The following is a 20,454-nucleotide window of genomic DNA, read 5'->3' on the forward strand; positions in this document are numbered from 1 at the left end:
ACTGACGACCCCTTGTGTCACGATATTTTTCTGCCATTCGCCACGTCATATCGCGCTTTGGCTACCGTGTATACAAGAGTATACCATCGGATATGACGGCGACCTGGCGCTAGCGCCGTGCAATTTACGCCTCGGTTTATTTACCGTCTTTACGCCAGGCATCGGCAGTCAGCGCCTCGCCGAAATGGCCGGCAATCAGGCGTTTTGTCAGCTCGTGCAGCGGAGACGCCAGAACGTCGGCGGTGCTGCCGCGTTCGACCACTTCGCCCTGATGCATCACCAGCACCTGATCGCTGATGTGCTTCATCATGCCCAGATGCTGAGTCACGTAAATGTAGGAGATACCCTGTTTTTCCTGCAGCTCCAGCATCAGGTTTATCAGCTGCGAGCGCATTGACATATCCAGCGACGCCAGCGCTTCATCGCAGACGATGACCTTCGGACGCAGGATCAGCGCGCGCGCCAGGCCCAGACGCTGTTTCTGTCCCGGCGCCAGCATATGCGGGTAGTAGCTGACGTGGTCCGGCAGCAGGCCAACCATTCGCAACGTTTCGATAATCTGCTTCTGCCGCGCTTCGGGTTCGAGGTCGGTATTCAGGCGCAGCGGAAAATCGAGGATTTGCGAAATACGCTGCCGCGGATTGAGCGAGGTCGACGGATCCTGAAAGATCATACGAATCTTCTGGCTGCGGAAAGAGTAATCGCCAAACGCCAGCGGGCGATCGTCAATCAGCAGTTCGCCGGTGCTGGGTTCGACCATTCCAGCGAGCATTTTTGCCAGCGTTGACTTGCCGGAGCCGTTCTCGCCGATAATCGCCAGCGTCTGGCGCTCGCGCAGGGTAAAGCTTAACGGCTTAACCGCTTCCACCGTTTGCCGATGAAACCAGCCGGTGCGGTAGCGAAAGGTCTTACTCAGATTGCGCACTTCAAGCAATGTTTCGACCATTTCACTCTTTCTCCATGTTCAGCGGGAAATGACAGGCATAGAGGTGGTTACGGGCGCCCACCAGCCGGGGCGTTTCGATACATTCGCGCTGGGCATAGGGGCAGCGCGGCCCGAGCCGGCAGCCGATGGGCAGCTGTTCGAGCAAAGGGATCGCCCCCGGCAAGGTGTTGAGCCGACTCTTGTGCGGCATGGCGCTGCCGAAATCGGGAATCGCCCGAATCAGCGCCTGCGTGTAAGGGTGATGAGGAATCGTCACCAGCTCTTCGCTCGGCGCGGTTTCCACCGTCTGCCCGCAGTACATCACGTTGATTTTGTCCGCCCATTTACTGAGCATCTGCATATCGTGGCTGATCAGCAAAATAGTGGTGTTGTTGTTTTGGTTCAGCCGCGTCAGCAGGCGGATGATTTGCGCCTGCGTTGTCGGCTCCATGGCGTTAGTCGGCTCATCGGCGATCAGCAGCCGCGGCTGGTTAGCCAGCGCGATGGCGATCATGACCTTCTGGCACTCTCCGTCCGTCAGCTCGTAGGGGAAGCTGCGCATCGCATCTTTATGATCTTTGATCCCGACGCGGTGCAGGAGCTCGATGGCGCGCCGCTTGCGCCAGCCCAGGCGCTGCCACCAGCGTCCTTTAAAGGTCCAGCCGGGGATATTCTGCGTTAATTGCTGGCCGATCCGTTCGGAAGGGTCGAGACAGGATTGCGGCTCCTGAAAAATCATTGAGACGTTGTGGCCCACCAGCTTACGCCGCTCGCGCACCGACAGACGCAGCAGGTCGATGTCGTCGAAGCGCATGCGGTCGGCGGTTACCCGCCAGTTGTCCTTGGTGACGCCGCATATCGCTTTAGCTATTAAGCTTTTGCCGGAGCCGGACTCCCCGACGAGGCCGCGTATTTCCCCCTCGGCGAGTGTCAGGCTGACGCGATCGACGGCTTTTACCCAGCCTTCGTTGGTCTTGAATTCAATGGTTAAATTACGGATGTCGAGTAACGGCATTATTCCACCCCGGCGATGATGGCGCGGCGGATCCCGTCGCCCAGCAGATTAACCAGCAGGACGCTTATCATGATTGCCGCACCCGGCAGCATCACCGTCCACGGCGCCACGTAAATCAGCTCCAGCGCGTCGCCGAGCATCGCTCCCCATTCGGGGGAAGGCAGTTGAGCGCCGAGATCGAGGAAGCCCAGCGCAGCGATATCCAGGATCGCCATCGACAGCGCGCGGGTGATCTCGGTGACCAGGCCTGAGGTAATATTCGGCAGCACCGCGAACCATAAAATATTCAGCGTCGAGGCCCCGTCAAGGCGGGCGGCGATAACGTACTCTTTTTCCAGTTCGTCATGCACCATGCTGTAGACCGAACGCACCATCCGCGGCAGAAGCGCCAGCCAGACGGCGAACATCGCGTGGCTGAGGTGCGGCCCGGCGAAGGCGACCACGATAATGGCCAGCAGCAGGGACGGGATCGACAGCAGCGTGTCAAGAATATGGTTCATCACCGCCGACCGCAGGCCGTGGGTAGAACCGGCAATCACGCCAAGCACCAGTCCCAGCAGGGCGGCGCCCAGCGTCACCACAAACGCGCCGCCGACCGTCGGCGCCGCGCCGCTCAGCAGGCGGCTCAGGACGTCGCGACCGAGATCGTCGGTACCGAGAAAGAACGACACTTCGCCGTACCGCGACCAGGACGGCGGCAGCAGCTGGTAGCCGAGAAACTGCTGGTCGATGCCGTAAGGAGCGAACCAGCCGCCGAAAACGCACAGCAGCGCCAGCGCCGCACAGCCGTACAGGCCGATCATAGCGGTCGTATCGCCGTAGAATTTTCGCCATACGGTGCGTAGCGCACCCGGCGGGCGCTTCTCCAGATAGACGCTATCGTAGGGCATACCATTCCTTATGTTTCAGTGGGTTAGCCATAGCACCCAGAATATCGGATATCACGTTCACAATAATTACCAGCGCGCCGATGACCATCACGCCCGCGGAAATCGCGGCGTAGTCCTGTTGGCGAATCGCGTTAATCAGCCAGCGGCCCAGCCCCGGCCAGCTAAAGACCATTTCGGTAATCATCGCCAGCGTTAGCATGGTGGAAAACTGGAGTCCCAGGCGCGGGATCACCGGCGGCAGGGCGTTGTGCAGGACGTGGCGGTGTAAAATCGTCCGCCGCGATACGCCGCGGGTGGCGGCGGCTTTGACATAGTTGGTGTCGTATACTTCGCTGGTGCTGATACGCATCAAACGGATCACTTCCGTCGTCGGCGCTACCGCCAGGGTTAGCACCGGCAGCACCATGTGGCGCGCCGCGCTGACGATCATTTCATGGCGCCACGGGGAGTCGGATAGCCATGCGTCGATCAGCGCAAAGCCGGTGACCGATTTCACTTCATACAGCAGATCGAAGCGCCCGGAGACCGGAAACCAGCCCAGGGTAAGGGAGAAAAACAGGGTCAGCAGCAGCGCCAGCCAGAAGACGGGAATCGAAAAGCCCAGCAGCGCCAGGGCGCTGATCAGGGTATCTTGCCATTTGTTGCGCATAATGCCCGCCAGCATACCGACGGGGATCCCGATCACCAGCGCGAAGCCGAAGGCGAGGATACAGAGCTCCATGGTGGCGGGAAAGACCTCTTTAAGCTGCTCGGAAATCAGCTGACCGTTGATGCTGGAAACGCCGAAATCCCAGTGCAGCACGCCCTCAAACCAGAATAGCCAGGCGTTCCACAGCGAGGCGCCCTGCAGCGGCGCGTGGGGCGTAAAATAGCTCAGGCTAAAACCGACAAAGGTCAGCAGGAAGAGGGTAATCAGCAGCAGCAGCAGGCGACGCAGGGTAAAAATAATCATGGTTTTTTCACCTCGTCTTCTTTTTCCCGCGAGACGCCTGCGAATGAGGCGTTGCCAAACGGGCTCAGCACCAGGCCTTTCATGTCGTAACGATAGGCCTTTCATGTCGTAACGATAGGCCTGCAAGCGCAGGGAGGAGGCCAGCGGCAGCACCGGCAGTTCATTGGCAAGAATGCGCTGCGCCTCTTTATAGGCCTCAATACGCGAGGCCAGCTGCTGGGAAGTGAGCGCCTTTTGCAGCACCTCGTCGAATTCGCGATGACACCAGTGAGCATAGTTGGTTTGTGAGGTAATCGCCGCGCAGCTCAATAGCGGACGGAAAAAGCTGTCCGGATCGTTACTGTCCGTTGCCCAGCCGGACAGCGTCAGGTCATGACTCATATCCATTAATCTGGCCTCCTGGAACCGGCCTTCGACCGGCACAATAATCACCTTCACGCCAATTTGCGCCATATCCGCCTGAATAAGCTCGGCGGTTTTCAGAGGGCTGGGGTTCCAGGCCTGCGAGCTGGTTGGCACCCACAGCTTAAGCGTTAGATTTTCCAGCCCCAGGGCTTTCAGCCGGGCGCGGGCTTCCGTGGGGTTATATTCGGTGATCCTGGCGTCGTTATCGTAGGCCCAGGAGGCGCGAGGCAGCATAGACGCGGCGGTTTCCGCCGTGCCGTAGTAGATCGACTGCATCAGGCGCTGATTATTGATGGCCAGCGCCAGCGCATGGCGTACCTCAGGATTATCGAGCGGCGGCTTAGCGGTGTTAAACGCCAGCCAGGCGATGTTCATTCCCGGGCGCAGGGTCAGGCGCAGACGCGGGTCGTCACGCAGAATAGAGAGCTGGCTTGCGGCGGGCCAGGCCAGCACGTCGCACTCGCCGGTCAGCAGTTTTGACAAGCGGCCGGTGCCGCCGGAGCCGAGATCGACCACCACCTGCGGCATCAGCGGTTTACCGCGCCAGTAGGCCGGATGGCGCTGCAGGCGAATGTACTGACCGCTGCGATACTCCTCCAGCTGGAACGGACCGGTGCCGACCGGTTGCCGGTCGATCAGTTCCTGGCGATCGTTCTGCGCCAGCTTCGCGGCATACTCTGCCGACATCACCGAGGCGTAGTGGGTGGCCAGGTGCCACAGGAACGAGGCGTCCGGGCGTTTGAGGCGAAACTCGACGGTATGACTATCCAGCTTACGCACGCTTTCCACGCTGTCGGCAAACTGTAAGCTATCGAAATAGGGAAAGCTGCTGCCGTTAACGTTGTGCCACGGGTGGTCGCGATTAAAAATGCGGCCAAAGGTGAAAATGACGTCATCGGCATTAAAATTGCGGGTCGGTTTGAACCAGGCGGTGGTCTGAAAAGGCACATTGTTGCGCAGGTGGAAGCGGTAGGTTGCGCCGTTGTCCAGCACCTCCCAGCTTTCTGCCAGTTCGGGAACCAGGCGATAAGTATAGGGATCGACGTCAAGCAACCGGTCGTAGAGCTGGGCGGCCAGGGTATCGACAATCAGGCCGCTGCTGACCTTTTGCGGGTTGAAGGTGTTGACCTGACCGCTCACGCAATAAACGAAGCCGCTATCGCGAATATCCGCGTGCGCAGGCAGCGCTGGCGCGGCAAAAGCTTGCCCGTACAGCATACATACCGCTGCCAGGAGAGAAGACAATTTCAGGCGCATAGTTTCTTTTTGATTATAGAGCAAGGCTCTATCTTATTAATATTAAATAACATTTACCACCACCTTATTGCTCATGGAGATAATATAAGCGAGGGCTGCGTCGGTTATTTGACCAACTGATTCAAATTCATACCGCTTATTAACTTCGAGTATACCTCGTAAATCATCCGACGTTTGTCATCAGGCAAGCGAGGGGTTGAGCAAAGCGTATTTTCGATTCATCTGCCGCACGGCTTGAGCAAGCTATGGGTATTGAGCATGGCGCTTATTTGCGTCGAAGCCCCGATATCCGCCACATGGTATCTTTTTATTGGCGGTTTCTCCAGCCAGCCGTGGCTGTAAGGCTGGCTGGCGGTCGAGGCGCTACAGGGGAAGGAGCCGGTTATAGCGGGCGATATAATCTTTGGGATTAATTTCCAGCTTTTCGCCATCGTGATGGTGGGCAACATAAGTACGCAGTACCAGGCCGCTGTTTTGCGGCGTAATTGTCCAGCCCTGTTGACGATATGCATCTTCGGTTGAGCGGATAAGCAGGTCCGAAAAGATCATCATGACCGAGAGCGCCGGCGCGCGGTGGCTTTTCATGGTATGGACCAGGCTGACGTGCGCCGCATAGCGGCCGAGCGTTGAAGGATTAACCGGAATCATCTTTATTTTCAGTCCATTGAGTCATGATGCGCTGATGATAGTTCACATGAGGATATCTTGCTAGTTACAATTTTTTAACCGATTGCGAACGTGCTGCCGCGCAAGCAAAAGCTATTTTTCACGGCACAGACCGCTTGCAGAAAGAAGCAGGGTAGTGACACTGTCACTTTTCAATCGCCGAGCGGCGTGAATTCATAAAGCGCCAGCGCATTGCTCTCCAGCGAATCGACAAGCTGCCAGCGGTCGCTATCCGGCGTCTCTTCACTGACGCGCAGCGCCGGACGCGCTCTGTGCATCAGCCAGCGATAGTCCTCATCGTCCGGGCCGCTTTGGCTGCGAAAGGCCTCAAACAGCGGGAAGAGCGCGCCATGGTGCCGATCGAACAGATGATGTTTGATTCGCCAGCGTCCTTCAAGGCCGAGCAGGCGCACGCTCCAGGGCTGACTAAAGCGCTGGATAAACGCCTCCTCGCTGGAAAGCCAGGGATTGAAAACCACCGTATTGCGCAGCAGTAGCTGATAATGGCCGTTATGGCGCAGCAGCAGCAAGTTCTTGTCGTTGATCACCACCTCGCCCCGCAGCCTGCGCCACAGCCATAGCACCCAGTAGACCGGTCGCGGCAGACCGTGGAGATAGTGCAGCGCCAGGCTGGAAGTATCCAGCTTGCCGTTGGCGCGGGCTTCCCCCTGCAGCCCTGAATTCAGCCAGAACCCCGCGAGCCAAACCTGATCCGCCAGTCCCAGCAGATTATCCATCAGCAGCGCGCCGCGAAAGAAACGGCCGTTGGTATCGCGGGTATCGCCGGTGAGGGTATTCCACGAGAGCAGCCAAAGCGGCAGCAGGAGCTGCCGCTGGCGCAGCGCGCTATGAAGTTTGCGCAATTTGTGTACCGGATAGTTTTCGCTGGCGGCCAGTTTCTGGCTATCCACCTGCGCGAGATCCAGTAGTTCATTAGCATCGGCCTGGCAGGCCAGAAAATCCGCCTCGACCAGCAGCGGTGAACGCAGAAGGGGATCGTCCTCCACCTGTTGAGGAAAACGGTGCCAGATCCCCAGCGCCGACTGCGGCGATAGCCTCTGCAGGATCGCCTTTTGTTGCCGCCAGGCGTGCTGGCGGGCCTCGTCGCTGGCCTGAGGGGACCAGTGCCAGACGAAGTGCCAGCTGGCGAGGGTTGCCGGCGGAAAATGGTTAGCGGACAGAGAGAGGAAACGTTGCAGCAGGTCGCCGCGGGTGGTGAGCCCGGTATGCAGTATCACCGCCCAGCCAAGGGTCGCCAGCCAGCTAAAAATGCGCTGCAGGTTATACCAGCAGGCATACCCGGCCATTTGCGGATCGTCCCAGCCGGTGCCGAACAGGCGGCTGCTGAGAAACGGATCGTGAATATCGATGGCGAATATCGGCAGCGCGTCGTGCAGCTGTTCCAGTTCGCGGCGGACATCCTCGCGCAGCAGGTCGTCCAGTTCGCGAACGGTAATCACCATTCGGGTGTGACGCAGCGGCGCGGCGCGCGCCGGGAGTTCGCGAACATCGAGATGGCGGGTTTGTTGGGGGCTGAGCCGCAGCGGCGGGCTATCCAGACCGTAGGTTTGCGGCGCGTTGAGCCGGGCGTACAGCCGATCGATTGACACCGGCTGCCATCGCTCGGTCTGCTGTAGGTGCGGGCGGAGAGATTCGACCGCCGTCTGCGGGTGCTGCTGGCGGAACTGGCGCGGCGTCAGGCCGTGCTCGCGTTTAAACAGGTCGCTCATCACCCGGCTGCTGGCAAAGCCCTGCTGCTGAGCGATCTGCTGTATCGATTGACGCGTCGTCGTCAGCTGCTCCGCGGCTTCGCGCAGGCGCAGCCCGGTGATGTACTGCATAAAGCTGACGCCCACCTCTTTGCGGAACAGACGCGAGAGCCAGGCCTCAGAAACAAACTCCGCGGCGGCTATCTCCTGCAGCGACAGGCGCCGTTGATAGTTGGCGTCGATTCGCGCTACCACTCTGTTAATTCGCTGGCTCCAGCGTTCGGCTCCGCGAGGCGCCTGGGCGGTGAGGGGACGGCTGAAGCGTGACGCCAGCAGGAGAGCAATTTCGCTAAGCCAGCGGTTGGCCTCCAGCCGGTAGTGGGCCTGCGGATTGACCAGACCGAGGACCAGCAGCTGGCGCATCAGGTAGCGCAGGGTGTCTTCGGCATCGCGCGTTTCGCTGCTGCTCTGGTAGACGGAGGCAAAAAAATCGCCGTCGAGGCGGGTCAGCCATCCGGCGTTCAGCGACAGCGCCATCACGACGTTCGCCGTCTTGCTGTGCAGGCTCCAGCGGCGATGACGATTCACTATCGCCAGTTCATCGGCCTGCAGGTACCGACCCGTCTCGCCATCGCGGAGTTCGACGCTGCCCTCAAGCAGCCATAGCAGCGTCAGAGCATCGTTTTCCTGCTGGCTCAGCTGCCGGATATCGCGAACCACAACCTGAAAGTCGCCTGAATGATGCTCCACCGTCGCCTCCTGAAGACAAAAAACAGCACGTCATTTTTTGTCATAACCGTTTTGTATGAAAAACACTCATTAATAATCCGTCACTATAAAACAAAAAAGCGCATTTTAAAGCCGACAGGGATGCATAAACTCGAAAGTGTCGTGCAAACACAACACAGGAATAATAAAAATGACACACCCGATTATTGAGGCATTACAGGTTAACGAGGCGCAGTTTGTCGCGCTTCGCCGCCGTTTCCATCAGCAGCCGGAAATTGGTTTTGAAGAGCATAAAACCAGCGAAGAGGTTGCCCGCCTGCTCGGCGAATGGGGCTATCAGGTTCACCGCGGTCTGGCGGGCACCGGCGTGGTCGGTACTTTACGCGTCGGCGAGGGTAAAAAACGGTTGGGGCTACGGGCGGATATGGACGCGCTGCCGATGCAGGAGATGAGCGGCAAAGCGTGGGCCAGCCGGGTCGACGGTCGTTTTCACGGCTGCGGCCACGACGGCCATACCACCACGCTATTGTACGCCGCGGAATATCTGGCGCGCACCCGGCAGTTTAACGGCACCCTGCAGCTTATTTTTCAGCCTGCTGAGGAGTTGCTCTACGGCGGTCGGGTCATGCTGGAAGACGGCCTGTTTGACCAGTTCCCCTGCGATGCCATTTTTGGCCTGCATAATATGCCGGGGCAGCCGTTAGGCAGAATCGGCCTGCGCGATGGGGCGATGATGGCCTCCTCGGATACTCTCCATATTGAAGTCAAAGGGGTGGGCGGACACGGCGCGGTACCGGAGCATACCGTCGACGCCACGCTGGTTGCCTGTCATATCACCCTGGCGCTGCAATCCATTGTTTCCCGAAACATCACGCCGTTTGAACCAGCGGTCGTGACCGTGGGCAGTATTCAGGCCGGGCACGCCCCGAACATTATCAACGACAAGGTGTTAATGAAGCTCACGGTGCGCACCTTAAACGAACAGGTTCGCGAGACCGTCCTGCAGCGCATTCACGATATCGCCGTTGCTCAGGCCGAGAGCTTTAACGCCAGCGCCGCCTTATCCCACGTTAACGGCAGCCCGGTTTTAAGGAACGATCCGGCTGCCAATGAGATGGTCCGCACGGTGGCGACCGCGCTGTTTGGCGCGGCGCAGGTCGGCGAGGTGAAGCCGTTTATGGGCAGCGAAGATTTTGCTTTTATGCTCGAGCGTAATCCGAACGGCTGCTATTTCACCATCGGGGCCGGGGACGAAGCGGATCGCTGCATGGTGCATAACCCGGGATACGACTTCAACGATGCGCTGTTGCTGAAAGGCGCCGCGCTGTGGTGCGCCCTGACGGAACACTATTTGCGTTAATGTCCGCAACGAAGAGGACCCTGCTATGAGTTCTGTATCGCTAAGCGAAGCGCAGTTCGTCGGCACCGATCGTCTGCTGGCGGGTATTGTATTGAGCGTTCTGACCTTCTGGCTGTTTGCCCAGTCGGTGATTAACGTGGTTCCGGCGATGAAGAGCAGCCTCGATATTTCGCTGGAAACCCTGACCCTGGCGGTGAGCCTGAGCGCCTTATTCAGCGGCTGCTTCGTGGTCGCCAGCGGCGGGCTGGCGGATAAATTCGGCCGCATGCGCATGACTACCCTGGGCCTGATCCTCAGCATTGTCGGTAGCGCAATGCTGGTGTTCTCTCAGGGACCCGCGCTGTTCCTGGCCGGGCGCGTTTTACAGGGGCTGTCGGCCGCCTGCATCATGCCGGCGACGCTGGCGTTAATTAAAACCTGGTATGAAGGCAAAGCGCGCCAGCGGGCGGTCAGCTTCTGGGTCATCGGCTCGTGGGGCGGCAGCGGTCTGTGCTCGTTTGTCGGCGGGGCGATCGCCACCGGTCTGGGCTGGCGCTGGATCTTTGTTTTCTCCATCGCGGTAGCGCTGGCGGCGCTGTTTTTGCTGCGCGGTACGCCGGAAAGCCGCAGCGCCAGCGCGCAGCAGCATAAGCTGGATATCAGCGGCCTGCTCAGCCTGATCCTTGCGCTGGTGCTGCTAAATCTGTTTATCAGCAAAGGCCACGGCTGGGGCTGGACCAGCGCAACCTCGCTGGCGATGCTGGCCGGCGCGCTGGCTTCGGGGCTGTTTTTTATCCGCAGCGGCCAGCGTAAGGGCGACGCGGCGCTGATTGATTTCGCGCTGTTTCGCAACCGGGCCTACAGCGCCGCGGTGTTGTCGAACTTTATGCTCAACGGCGCTATCGGTACGATGATGATTGCCAGCATCTGGCTCCAGCAGGGGCATCATCTGAGCCCGCTGGAGAGCGGAATGATGACGCTCGGCTATCTGGTTACCGTGCTGGCGATGATTCGGGTGGGCGAGAAGCTGCTGCAAAGCTACGGCGCGCGTTTGCCGATGATGAGCGGCCCGGTCTTTACCGCGGTCGGTATTCTTCTTATCTCCTGCACCTTTCTCGATAAATCGACCTATATCGTCACGGTCTTTTTCAGCAACGTGCTGTTTGGCTTCGGCCTGGGCTGCTACGCCACCCCGTCAACGGACACCGCGGTGGTTAACGCTCCTGAGAATAAGGTAGGCGTGGCCTCGGGGATCTATAAGATGGGCAGTTCGCTCGGCGGAGCGATGGGCATTGCGGTGACAGCGTCACTTTTTGCGCTGTTTTTACCGCTCGGCATGGCCAGCGCGGCGCAGTATGCGCTGTGGTTTAACGCCGCGCTCTGCCTGGGTTCAATGGCGGTGAGCGCGCTGCTGCTTCCGCGTACAGGTCAAAGCTGATGTTTTTTCAGCAGCGCCCGCAGCTGGTGGTAGGTTAGCCCCAGCAGTTCGGCCGCCTGCTTTTGATTGTACTTCGCCTGTTCGAGGCTTCTCTCGAGCAGGCTTTTTTCTTGCTCCTGCTGGAAAGCGCGTAAATCGAGCGGCAGCGTGGGGCCTGGCGTCTTCTCCACTTCGACGGGCGTCGCCGCGTGCTGCTGGCGGAAGGGGTTAATAATAATATTATCCAGCTCGCGCTCGCTGCTGCCGTGACGGTAGACCGAGCGTTCAACCACGTTTTTTAATTCACGGATATTCCCCGGCCAGCGGTAGTTCTGCAGCGTCATGGCGGCGCGTTCGCTAAAGCCGGGAAACAGCGGCAGTCCGAGCTCGCGGCACATCTGGATAGCAAACTGGGTGGCGAGCAGCATGATATCGCTCTGGCGCTCGCGCAGCGGCGGCAGCTGCACCACATCAAAGGCCAGACGGTCGAGAAGGTCGGCGCGAAAAAGTCCGTCTTCCACCATTTGCGGCAGGTCGGCGTTGGTCGCGCACACCAGGCGGACGTTAACCTGTAGCGGCTGGCTGCCGCCGACGCGCTCCAGTTCGCCATATTCAATCACGCGCAGCAGTTTTTCCTGTACCAGCATCGGCGCGGTGGCCAGCTCATCGAGAAACAGGGTACCGCCGTCGGCGCGCTCGAAGCGCCCCGGGTGACGTTTACTGGCCCCCGTAAAGGCGCCGGCCTCATGACCGAACAGCTCCGAATCGAGCAGATTTTCATTGAGCGCCGCGCAGTTCAGGGAGATAAACGGCCCCTGCCAGCGGGAAGAGAGGAAGTGCAGACGGCTGGCGATCAGCTCCTTGCCGGTTCCGCGCTCGCCAATCACCAGCACTGGTTTATCGAGCGGCGCCAGTCTTGAGACCTGCTCCAGCACCTCAAGAAAGCTATTGGCCTCGCCGAGCAGGTTGTCCTTGTAATCCGCCATGATGAATTTCGCCATTTAGTAGTGTGATTCACCAGGTCACTTTAGCAATGCGCTGGCCGGATAACAACCACTTCCATTAAAATCAATAAGATAAAAACTTGGCACGGCATTTGTATTAGTCATGGCACAGGCCGGTGCCTGATACCAGAACTATGAGGATTGAAATTATGGGTATTTTTTCTCGTTTTGCCGACATCGTGAACGCCAACATTAACTCTCTGCTGGAGAAAGCGGAAGATCCGCAGAAGCTGGTTCGGCTGATGATCCAGGAGATGGAAGACACGCTGGTTGAAGTCCGTTCGACCTCGGCGCGGGCGTTGGCTGAAAAGAAACAGCTGAGCCGTCGTATTGAACAGGCCGTTGCCCAGCAGGCGGAATGGCAGGAAAAAGCCGAGCTGGCGCTGCGTAAAGAGAAAGAGGATCTGGCCCGTGCGGCGCTGATCGAAAAGCAGAAGCTGACCGACCTTATCGGCAGCCTGGAAAACGAAGCGCAGCTGGTTGATGAAACGCTGGCGCGGATGAAAAAAGAGATTGGCGAGCTGGAAAACAAACTCAGCGAAACCCGCGCCCGTCAGCAGGCGCTGATGCTGCGTCATCAGGCCGCAAGCTCCTCCCGCGACGTTCGCCGTCAGCTGGACAGCGGTAAGATTGACGAGGCGATGGCGCGTTTTGAATCGTTTGAACGCCGTATCGATCATATGGAAGCCGAAGCCGAAAGCCACCGCTTCGGTAAAGATAAATCGCTGGATCAGCAGTTCGCCGATCTGAAAGCGGACGATGAAATCAGCGAGCAGCTGGCGGCGTTGAAAGCCAAAATGAATCAAAATAACCAGTAATGTCTTCGGGCGGCACCAAGACGTGCCGCCGCCATCAGCAAGGAGTTCACATGAGCATGCTTTTTCTCGCCATCCCTTTGACGTTGTTTGTGCTGTTTGTTTTGCCGGTCTGGCTCTGGCTGCATTACAACAACCGCACCGCCAGCGGCAGCCTATCGCAGAACGAACAGCAGCGCCTGCTGCAGCTGACCGATGACGCGAAGCGCATGCGCGAGCGTATTCAGGCGCTGGAGGCGATTCTTGACGCTGAGCATCCGAACTGGAGAGAGAAATAATGAGCGGACTGGATCTGAGTAAAAAACTGTGGCGCATTCCGCAGCAGGGCATGGTGAAAGGGGTTTGCGCCGGCATCGCGCAGTACCTGGACGTGCCGGTTAAGCTGGTGCGCCTGATTACCGTACTGGCAATGATTTTTGGCCTGTTCCTGTTTGTGGTGGTGGCCTACATCATTCTCTCGTTTGCGCTGGATCCTATGCCGGAAAGCGAGCTGTATGGTGAAAAAACGCCGAGCAGCGGAGAGCTGTTGGCCGCCGCGGATAAGGAGCTGGCAGCAGGGGAGCGTCGTCTGCGTGAAATGGAACGCTACGTCACTTCCGACACCTTTTCGCTACGCAGTCGTTTTCGCCAGCTATAACTGAAAGTTGAGGTTAATGATGAACATAAAATGGCAGCAGGCCGGGCAAAAAGTCAAACCGGGTCTGAAAATCGCAGGCAAGCTGGTGCTGCTCACCGCGCTGCGCTACGGCCCGGCGGGCGTCGCAGGCTGGGCGGTAAAATCCGTCGCGCGTCGGCCGCTGAAAATGCTGCTGATGCTTGTTCTGGAACCGATGCTCAGCCGGGCGGCGCAGCGGTTTTCTAAACGTCGCGGATGGCGTATGTTATGAGTGCCTAAAAACTCACTCTATCAGGATGATAAAATGCGAAAACTGCTTCTGGGTTTAGCGCTGGCCATGGCCTTACCCGTCTTCGCGGCGGAGCACTGGATTGACGTCCGCGTTCCGCAGCAGTATCAAAAAGAACACGTCGACGGGGCGGTGAATATTCCGCTGGCGGACTTAAAAACGCGGATTGCGGCTGAAGTACCGGATAAAAACGATACCATTCACGTCTATTGCAACGTTGGCCGGCAATCTGGCCAGGCTCAGCAGATGCTGAGCGAAATGGGCTACACGCAGGTGGTGAATGCCGGCGGCCTCAGTCAGATCGCCAGGCCGAAAAGCGCCAGCAAATAATCTTCAGCCCCGTCGCAGCGGGGCTATTGCACTTTATGATTAGCCCTCATGTCTATTTCCCTCGTTCTTCAGGCTCAACAGGATGGCGATGAAGCGACTCAAAACAGAATTTAATGCGCTGGTGAATCGTGGGGTTGACCGGCATCTCCGCCTGGCCGTCACTGGCCTTAGCCGCAGCGGCAAGACCGCCTTTATCACCGCGCTGGTAAATCAACTGCTCAATATTCACGCCGGGGCGCGGCTGCCGCTGCTCAGCGCAGCGCGTGAAGAACGCCTGCTGGGCGTCAAGCGCGTCCCGCAGCGGGATTTCGGCATTCCGCGTTTTACCTATGACGAAGGGCTGGCCCAGCTGTACGGTCAGCCGCCGGTCTGGCCAACGCCCACCCGCGGCGTCAGCGAAATCCGCCTCGCTCTGCGCTATCGCTCCAACGATTCGCTGCTGCGCCATTTTAAAGAGACCTCGACCCTCTACCTGGAGATTGTCGACTATCCCGGCGAGTGGCTGCTGGATCTGCCGATGCTGGCCCAGGACTATCTGACCTGGTCACGGCAGATGACCGGATTACTGCAGGGGCAGAGGGCGGAGTGGTCAGCGCGCTGGCGTCAGCTATGCGAAGGACTGGATCCGCTGGCGCCCGCCGATGAAACCCGTCTGGCGGAGATCGCCGCGGCGTGGACCGACTATCTGCATACCTGTAAGCGCGAAGGGATGCACTTCATTCAGCCGGGGCGCTTTGTGCTGCCCGGCGAAATGGCCGGCGCGCCGGCGCTGCAGTTTTTCCCCTGGCCGGACGTTGATGCCGCCGGTGAAGCTAAGCTGGCGCAGGCGGACAAACAGACCAATGCCGGAATGCTGCGCGAGCGTTTTAAATACTACTGCGAGAAAGTGGTTAAGGGCTTCTACAAAGATCATTTCCTGCGCTTCGATCGGCAGATCGTGCTGGTAGATTGCCTGCAGCCGCTTAATAGCGGGCCGCAGGCGTTTAACGACATGCGTCTCGCGCTGACGCAGCTGATGCAAAGCTTCCACTACGGGCAGCGCACGCTGTTTCGTCGCCTGTTCTCACCGGTTATCGATAAGCTGCTGTTCGCCGCGACCAAAGCCGATCACGTCACCGTCGATCAGCACAGCAATATGGTGTCGCTGCTGCAGCAGCTGATTCAGGATGCCTGGCAGAACGCGGCGTTTGAAGGCATCAGCATGGATTGTCTGGGGCTGGCGTCGATTCAGGCGACGCAGAGCGGCCTTATCGAGGTGAACGGCGAGAAGATCCCTGCGCTGCGGGGGCATCGGCTAAGCGACGGACAGCCGCTGACCGTCTATCCCGGCGAAGTGCCCGCGCGCCTGCCGGGTCAGGCCTTCTGGGAGCAGCAGGGCTTTCAGTTTGAAAACTTTCGCCCGCAGGTGATGGACGTTGATAAACCGCTGCCGCATATTCGCCTCGACGCGGCGCTGGAATTTTTGATCGGAGATAAATTGCGATGACCGAACCTTTAAAACCGCGTATCGATTTCGATGGCCCGCTGGAGGTGGAAAAGGCGCAAATTCTGAAATCCGCGCGCGCTTTTGACGGCGCCGATGCGGAGAAGTTCGCTCCAGCGCGGCTCGACGCGCCGGAAGAAGAAGAGGGCGCGGCGGAAGCGGTGGTGGAATCGGTGCTGCGACCTAAGCGCAGCCTGTGGCGAAAGATGGTCAGCGCCGGGCTGGCTATTTTTGGCGTCAGCGTCGTGGCGCAGGGCGTGCAGTGGACGATGACCGCCTGGCAAACGCAGGACTGGATCGCCCTTGGCGGCTGCGCAGCCGGCGCGCTGATCGTCGGGGCGGGCGTCGGTTCGGTGGCGACCGAATGGCGCCGGCTGTGGCGACTACGCCAGCGCGCCCACGAGCGCGATGAGGCGCGGGACCTGATGCACAGCCATGCGGTTGGCAAAGGGCGCGCCTTTTGCGAAAAGCTGGCCCAGCAGGCGGGGCTGGATCACTCGCACCCGGCGCTGCAGCGCTGGTATGCGGCGATCCATGAAACGCAGAACGATCGTGAAGTGGTGAGCCTGTACGCGCAGATCGTGCAGCCGGTACTGGATGCGCAGGCGCGGCGTGAGATTAGCCGTTCGGCGGCGGAATCGACGCTGATGATTGCAGTCAGCCCGCTGGCGCTGGTGGATATGGCGTTTATCGCCTGGCGTAATTTACGTCTGATCAACCGCATCGCCACTCTGTACGGTATTGAACTGGGCTACTACAGCCGCCTGCGCCTGTTCCGCCTGGTGCTGCTGAATATCGCTTTTGCCGGCGCCAGCGAGCTGGTGCGGGAAGTCGGGATGGACTGGATGTCGCAGGATCTCGCGGCCAGGCTATCGGCGCGCGCGGCGCAGGGAATTGGCGCCGGTCTGCTGACGGCGCGGCTGGGTATTAAGGCGATGGAGCTGTGCCGTCCGCTGCCGTGGATCGCCGACGATAAACCGAGGCTGGGGGATTTTCGCCGCGAGCTGATCGGCCAGCTAAAAGAGACGTTGCAGAAGAGCAAAAGCGGCGCGGAAAAATAAGTCGCTTAAGCATTCCCGGCTTGCGGCGTGAACGCCTTAGCCGGGCTACCGTTTCACAGAAGGCTGTAACCTGTAGCCCGGCTACGCGCAGCGCAAGCCGGGGAGAAAAGCAGAAGCGATGATAGCCGCTTATCTCATCGTCATTTTTCCTCTGAGCGCATAACTTTACGGCAGAAAGGCCATTTTTCCGCCATACTGTCAATAATTGTTGACAGCTATCTTCACGCCAGCAAATAACTGTCCTATTATTCATCGGTTATTGGCCTCTTTAGGGTGAAAACGCCTATGCGTCTTGAAGTCTTTTGTGAAGACCGTCTTGGTCTGACTCGTGAATTGCTCGATTTACTGGTGCTGCGCGGTATCGACCTGCGGGGCATCGATATTGACCCTATTGGCCGAATTTATCTCAACTTCGCCGAGCTGGATTTCGCCAGCTTCAGCAGCCTGATGGCGGAAATTCGTCGTATCGCCGGCGTCACCGACGTGCGCACCGTGGCGTGGATGCCGTCAGAGCGCGAACATCTGGCGCTCAGCGCGCTGCTGGTGGCGATGCCTGAGCCGGTGCTGTCTCTCGACACCAAAGGAAAAGTCGAACTGGCTAACCCGGCCAGCTGCCAGCTGTTTGGCCAGAGTCAGGAGAAGCTGCGCAGCCACCCGGTCGCGCAGCTGATTACCGATTTTAACGTCCAGCGCTGGCTGGAAAACAGTCCGCAGGAGTCCCACGCCGAGCACGTGGTGGTCAACGGGCAGAACTTCCTGCTGGAGATCACTCCGGTTTATCTCGAAGGCGAACACGGCGAGAAGGTACTGACCGGCGCGGTAGCGATGCTGCGTTCGACGGTCCGTATGGGGCGCCAGCTGCAAACGATGACCATTCAGGACACCAGCGCCTTTAGCCAGATCCTCGCCGTTGGGCCGAAAATGCGCCACGTTGTCGAGCAGGCCCGTAAGCTGGCCATGCTCAGCGCGCCGCTGCTGATCGTCGGTGATACCGGTACAGGGAAAGATTTGCTGGCCCACGCCTGCCATCTGGCCAGCCCGCGCGCGGGGAAACCTTATCTGGCGCTGAACTGCGGCTCCATCCCGGAAGACGCTGTGGAGAGCGAGCTGTTCGGCGACGCCGTTCAGGGCAAGAAAGGCTTCTTCGAGCAGGCTAACGGCGGCTCGGTTTTGCTGGATGAAATTGGCGAAATGTCGCCGCGCATGCAGACCAAGCTGCTGCGCTTCCTTAACGATGGAACTTTCCGCCGCGTTGGTGAAGATCATGAAGTCCACGTTGATGTCCGGGTGATCTGCGCTACCCAGAAAAACCTGGTGGAGCTGGTGCAAAAAGGGCTGTTCCGCGAGGACCTCTACTATCGTCTTAACGTCCTGACCCTGTATCTGCCGCCGCTGCGCGATTGCCCGCAGGACATCATGCCGCTGACCGAGCTGTTCGTGGCGCGTTTTGCCGATGAGCAGGGCATCCCGCGGCCGAAACTCTCCGCTGATTTGAACAGCGTTTTGATGCGCTACAGCTGGCCGGGCAACGTGCGCCAGCTCAAAAATGCGATCTATCGCGCGCTGACGCAGCTGGACGGTTTCGAGCTGCGCCCTCAGGATATTCTGCTGCCGGATCACGACGTCTCCTCGCTGGCGGTAGGCGAAGAAGCGATGGAAGGCTCGCTGGATGATATTACCCGTCGTTTCGAACGCTCGGTGCTCACCCAGCTTTATCGCAGCTTCCCCAGCACGCGTAAGCTGGCCAAGCGTCTTGGCGTCTCGCATACCGCCATCGCCAACAAGCTGCGTGAATATGGCCTGAGCCAGAAAAAGGGCGATGAGTAATGCCCGTCGGCCGACTGCCTGCGCCGCCGGCCGGCATTTCCAGAAAAGGGAGGGGGGCTGGCGTCAAATGAATCGGTATATACTGCGTTTTTACCCTCTTTATGGCAGGCATACGCATGTGGATCTGGCGTAGTCATTTTTTTCAATGGATGAAACTGCTGGCGCTCTCCAGCGCGATCTCTTTTGTGCTGTTCTGGTTTCACCTTCCCGCCGCGCTGCTGCTGGGGCCGATGATTGCCGGCATCAGCCTGAGCCTGCGCGGTGCGGAAATTCGCGTACCCCGTCCCTTTTTTATTGCCGCCCAGGCGATTATCGGCTGCATGATTGCCCGCAGCCTGACGCCCTCCATTTTCGGCGTTCTGCTGGCAAACTGGGCGCTGGTGCTGCTGATTCTCTTTTCCACGCTCGCTATCAGCGCGCTGGCGGGATGGCTGCTGGTGCGCTACAGCGATCTGCCCGGCGCCACCGGGGCGTGGGGGAGTTCGCCGGGCGGCGCCTCGGCGATGGTGATTATGGCCCAGGAGTACGGCGCCGATGTCCGGCTGGTCGCGCTGATGCAGTATCTGCGGGTGCTGTTTGTTGCCGGCGCCGCGGCGCTGGTGGTGCGCGTCGCGCTCGGCGGTGAAGCGCAGGAGATGACTCAGCAGGTCGCCTGGTTTCCGCCGATCAGCCGGCAGCTGCCGCTTACGCTGCTGTTGACGGCGGCGGCGGGGTGGCTTGGGCTGCGGCTGCGCTTTCCTTCCGGGGCGATGCTCTTCCCGATGCTGATTGGCGCGCTGGTGCAGGGAGAAGGCTGGCTGCTGCTCGAACTTCCCGAATGGCTGCTGGCGCTGGCCTATGCCGCCGTCGGCTGGAGCGTTGGTCTAAAGTTTAATAAACAGATTTTCCTGCTGGCGCTGAAAACCCTGCCGCAGATCCTGGCATCGATTATCGGCCTGATCCTGCTGTGCGCGCTGATGGCTTATGGGCTGACGCAGGTTTTGCCGCTGGACTTTATGACCGCCTATCTGGCAACCAGTCCGGGCGGACTGGACACGGTGGCGATTATCGCCGCCGGTACGCGGGCGGATATGTCGTTTATTATGGCAATGCAGACGCTGCGCCTGTTCACCATCTTATTGACCGGCCCGGCGATTGCGCGCTTCATCTCCCGCTATGCGGCGCGGCAATAAAAAAAGCCCCCGTTTAACGAGGGCTTACGTAACTCAGCGAGGATATTACGCTTTCAGCGCGGCCAGGGCTGCGTCGTAGTCCGGCTCTTCGGTGATTTCATTCACCAGCTGGCTGTAAACAACCTGGTCATTTTCATCAATGACGACCACAGCACGCGCCGCCAGACCGGCCAGCGGGCCCGCGGAGATAGCGACGCCGTAGTCGGCCAGGAACTGCGCGCCGCGCAGGGTAGACAGAGTGACAACGTTGTTCAGGCCTTCAGCGCCGCAGAAGCGAGACTGCGCGAACGGCAGGTCAGCGGAAATGCACAGCACGACGGTGTTGTCCAGTTCAGACGCCAGCTGGTTAAATTTACGTACCGATGCCGCGCAAACGCCGGTATCGATGCTTGGGAAAATGTTCAGCACTTTACGGGAGCCGGCGAACTGGCTCAGCGCGACGTCAGAGAGATCTTTGGCCACCAGCGTAAACGGCTGCGCTTTAGCGCCTGCCTGCGGAATGGTGCCTTGAACAGAAACGGGGTTGCCCTGGAAATGCACGGTTTGTGACATG

The 20,454-nt window shown here is 59.2% G+C and carries 19 protein-coding genes and 1 pseudogene; 11 read left to right on the forward strand and 9 right to left on the reverse strand.

Going from position 1 to position 20,454, the window contains the following annotated elements:
- Positions 1 to 136: 136 nt before the first annotated feature.
- The 7 genes and pseudogenes from sapF to BJF97_RS12840 form a co-directional block, all read right to left on the reverse strand.
- Complete coding sequence (sapF, locus tag BJF97_RS12810) at positions 137 to 946, reverse strand: putrescine export ABC transporter ATP-binding protein SapF (RefSeq protein WP_004850180.1); 810 nt, start codon at positions 944 to 946, stop codon at positions 137 to 139.
- A 1-nt stretch (position 947) separates the two neighbouring features.
- Complete coding sequence (gene sapD / locus BJF97_RS12815; RefSeq protein ID WP_014229021.1) at positions 948 to 1,940, reverse strand: putrescine export ABC transporter ATP-binding protein SapD; 993 nt, start codon at positions 1,938 to 1,940, stop codon at positions 948 to 950.
- Positions 1,940 to 2,830 carry a putrescine export ABC transporter permease SapC gene (gene sapC / locus BJF97_RS12820; protein WP_004139490.1) on the reverse strand — a complete coding sequence of 297 codons (891 nt, stop codon included), beginning with the start codon at positions 2,828 to 2,830 and terminating at the stop codon, positions 1,940 to 1,942. Before sapC ends, sapD begins: the two co-directional genes overlap by 1 nt.
- Positions 2,817 to 3,782, reverse strand: coding sequence for a putrescine export ABC transporter permease SapB (gene sapB / locus BJF97_RS33880; protein WP_014229022.1), 966 nt, complete (start codon positions 3,780 to 3,782; stop codon positions 2,817 to 2,819). Before sapB ends, sapC begins: the two co-directional genes overlap by 14 nt.
- Positions 3,779 to 5,444, reverse strand: a pseudogene (sapA, locus tag BJF97_RS33885) (ABC transporter substrate-binding protein SapA). The gene sapB and the pseudogene sapA overlap by 4 nt, the downstream one beginning before the upstream one ends.
- A 363-nt stretch (positions 5,445 to 5,807) precedes the next feature.
- Positions 5,808 to 6,092, reverse strand: a complete 285-nt coding sequence (locus BJF97_RS12835; RefSeq protein ID WP_004850195.1) for a hypothetical protein — start codon at positions 6,090 to 6,092, stop codon at positions 5,808 to 5,810.
- Between the two features lie 170 nt (positions 6,093 to 6,262).
- A complete protein-coding gene (locus BJF97_RS12840; protein ID WP_032692729.1) occupies positions 6,263 to 8,569 on the reverse strand; it encodes a helix-turn-helix domain-containing protein in 2,307 nt (768 codons plus the stop codon).
- 169 nt (positions 8,570 to 8,738) lie between these two features.
- On the opposite strand from BJF97_RS12840, the gene BJF97_RS12845 reads away from it, so the two are divergent.
- Together BJF97_RS12845 and BJF97_RS12850 are read left to right on the forward strand one after the other, a co-directional pair.
- Positions 8,739 to 9,908 (forward strand): M20 aminoacylase family protein, encoded by a 1,170-nt coding sequence (locus BJF97_RS12845; protein ID WP_014229024.1) that lies wholly within the window; start codon positions 8,739 to 8,741, stop codon positions 9,906 to 9,908.
- A 25-nt stretch (positions 9,909 to 9,933) separates the two neighbouring features.
- Entirely contained in the window at positions 9,934 to 11,325 is a 1,392-nt protein-coding gene (locus tag BJF97_RS12850; RefSeq protein ID WP_014229025.1) for an MFS transporter, read from the forward strand.
- Here the strand turns inward: BJF97_RS12850 and pspF are convergent.
- Positions 11,316 to 12,305, reverse strand: coding sequence for a phage shock protein operon transcriptional activator (pspF, locus tag BJF97_RS12855; RefSeq protein ID WP_014838225.1), 990 nt, complete (start codon positions 12,303 to 12,305; stop codon positions 11,316 to 11,318). The genes BJF97_RS12850 and pspF overlap by 10 nt on opposite strands.
- Positions 12,306 to 12,457: 152 nt before the next feature.
- Between pspF and pspA the strand changes: the two genes are divergently transcribed.
- The 9 genes from pspA to BJF97_RS12900 all read left to right on the forward strand — a co-directional run bounded on the left by pspA (position 12,458) and on the right by BJF97_RS12900 (position 19,901).
- Positions 12,458 to 13,126, forward strand: a complete 669-nt coding sequence (gene pspA / locus BJF97_RS12860) for a phage shock protein PspA (RefSeq protein WP_004121203.1) — start codon at positions 12,458 to 12,460, stop codon at positions 13,124 to 13,126.
- A 50-nt stretch (positions 13,127 to 13,176) separates the two neighbouring features.
- Positions 13,177 to 13,401, forward strand: coding sequence for an envelope stress response membrane protein PspB (pspB, locus tag BJF97_RS12865; RefSeq protein WP_004101459.1), 225 nt, complete (start codon positions 13,177 to 13,179; stop codon positions 13,399 to 13,401).
- The gene (gene pspC, locus BJF97_RS12870) at positions 13,401 to 13,760 is read left to right on the forward strand and encodes an envelope stress response membrane protein PspC (protein ID WP_004850207.1); all 360 of its coding nucleotides are present in this window, start codon (positions 13,401 to 13,403) and stop codon (positions 13,758 to 13,760) included. Before pspB ends, pspC begins: the two co-directional genes overlap by 1 nt.
- A 19-nt stretch (positions 13,761 to 13,779) precedes the next feature.
- Positions 13,780 to 14,010 (forward strand): phage shock protein PspD, encoded by a 231-nt coding sequence (gene pspD / locus BJF97_RS12875; RefSeq protein ID WP_014229027.1) that lies wholly within the window; start codon positions 13,780 to 13,782, stop codon positions 14,008 to 14,010.
- Between the two features lie 33 nt (positions 14,011 to 14,043).
- On the forward strand, positions 14,044 to 14,358 hold the full coding sequence (gene pspE, locus BJF97_RS12880) for a thiosulfate sulfurtransferase PspE (RefSeq protein ID WP_014229028.1): 315 nt from the start codon (positions 14,044 to 14,046) through the stop codon (positions 14,356 to 14,358).
- An 88-nt stretch (positions 14,359 to 14,446) separates the two neighbouring features.
- Positions 14,447 to 15,844, forward strand: a complete 1,398-nt coding sequence (locus BJF97_RS12885) for a YcjX family protein (RefSeq protein WP_014229029.1) — start codon at positions 14,447 to 14,449, stop codon at positions 15,842 to 15,844.
- On the forward strand, positions 15,841 to 16,902 hold the full coding sequence (locus BJF97_RS12890) for a YcjF family protein (RefSeq protein ID WP_032692728.1): 1,062 nt from the start codon (positions 15,841 to 15,843) through the stop codon (positions 16,900 to 16,902). Before BJF97_RS12885 ends, BJF97_RS12890 begins: the two co-directional genes overlap by 4 nt.
- Positions 16,903 to 17,187: 285 nt before the next feature.
- The gene (gene tyrR / locus BJF97_RS12895; protein WP_004850219.1) at positions 17,188 to 18,729 is read left to right on the forward strand and encodes a transcriptional regulator TyrR; all 1,542 of its coding nucleotides are present in this window, start codon (positions 17,188 to 17,190) and stop codon (positions 18,727 to 18,729) included.
- A gap of 116 nt (positions 18,730 to 18,845) precedes the next feature.
- Positions 18,846 to 19,901: an AbrB family transcriptional regulator gene (locus BJF97_RS12900; protein ID WP_032692727.1), complete on the forward strand. Its 1,056-nt coding sequence runs from the start codon at positions 18,846 to 18,848 to the stop codon at positions 19,899 to 19,901.
- Between the two features lie 45 nt (positions 19,902 to 19,946).
- On the opposite strand, the gene tpx is transcribed toward BJF97_RS12900, so the two are convergent.
- The gene (tpx, locus tag BJF97_RS12905) at positions 19,947 to 20,453 is read right to left on the reverse strand and encodes a thiol peroxidase (RefSeq protein ID WP_004850226.1); all 507 of its coding nucleotides are present in this window, start codon (positions 20,451 to 20,453) and stop codon (positions 19,947 to 19,949) included.
- Position 20,454: the final 1 nt, after the last annotated feature.

The sequence above is a fragment of the Klebsiella sp. LTGPAF-6F genome, assembly GCF_001753185.1.
Lineage (GTDB): Bacteria > Pseudomonadota > Gammaproteobacteria > Enterobacterales > Enterobacteriaceae > Klebsiella > Klebsiella michiganensis.

Coding starts and splice junctions, on each gene's coding strand:
- sapF (WP_004850180.1), bottom strand. CDS start 946: ATGGTCGAAACATTGCTTGAAGTGCGCAATCTGAGTAAGACCTTTCGC.
- sapD (WP_014229021.1), bottom strand. CDS start 1,940: ATGCCGTTACTCGACATCCGTAATTTAACCATTGAATTCAAGACCAAC.
- sapC (WP_004139490.1), bottom strand. CDS start 2,830: ATGCCCTACGATAGCGTCTATCTGGAGAAGCGCCCGCCGGGTGCGCTA.
- sapB (WP_014229022.1), bottom strand. CDS start 3,782: ATGATTATTTTTACCCTGCGTCGCCTGCTGCTGCTGCTGATTACCCTC.
- BJF97_RS12835 (WP_004850195.1), bottom strand. CDS start 6,092: ATGATTCCGGTTAATCCTTCAACGCTCGGCCGCTATGCGGCGCACGTC.
- BJF97_RS12845 (WP_014229024.1), top strand. CDS start 8,739: ATGACACACCCGATTATTGAGGCATTACAGGTTAACGAGGCGCAGTTT.
- BJF97_RS12850 (WP_014229025.1), top strand. CDS start 9,934: ATGAGTTCTGTATCGCTAAGCGAAGCGCAGTTCGTCGGCACCGATCGT.
- pspF (WP_014838225.1), bottom strand. CDS start 12,305: ATGGCGAAATTCATCATGGCGGATTACAAGGACAACCTGCTCGGCGAG.
- pspA (WP_004121203.1), top strand. CDS start 12,458: ATGGGTATTTTTTCTCGTTTTGCCGACATCGTGAACGCCAACATTAAC.
- pspB (WP_004101459.1), top strand. CDS start 13,177: ATGAGCATGCTTTTTCTCGCCATCCCTTTGACGTTGTTTGTGCTGTTT.
- pspC (WP_004850207.1), top strand. CDS start 13,401: ATGAGCGGACTGGATCTGAGTAAAAAACTGTGGCGCATTCCGCAGCAG.
- pspD (WP_014229027.1), top strand. CDS start 13,780: ATGAACATAAAATGGCAGCAGGCCGGGCAAAAAGTCAAACCGGGTCTG.
- pspE (WP_014229028.1), top strand. CDS start 14,044: ATGCGAAAACTGCTTCTGGGTTTAGCGCTGGCCATGGCCTTACCCGTC.
- BJF97_RS12885 (WP_014229029.1), top strand. CDS start 14,447: ATGAAGCGACTCAAAACAGAATTTAATGCGCTGGTGAATCGTGGGGTT.
- BJF97_RS12890 (WP_032692728.1), top strand. CDS start 15,841: ATGACCGAACCTTTAAAACCGCGTATCGATTTCGATGGCCCGCTGGAG.
- tyrR (WP_004850219.1), top strand. CDS start 17,188: ATGCGTCTTGAAGTCTTTTGTGAAGACCGTCTTGGTCTGACTCGTGAA.
- BJF97_RS12900 (WP_032692727.1), top strand. CDS start 18,846: ATGTGGATCTGGCGTAGTCATTTTTTTCAATGGATGAAACTGCTGGCG.
- tpx (WP_004850226.1), bottom strand. CDS start 20,453: ATGTCACAAACCGTGCATTTCCAGGGCAACCCCGTTTCTGTTCAAGGC.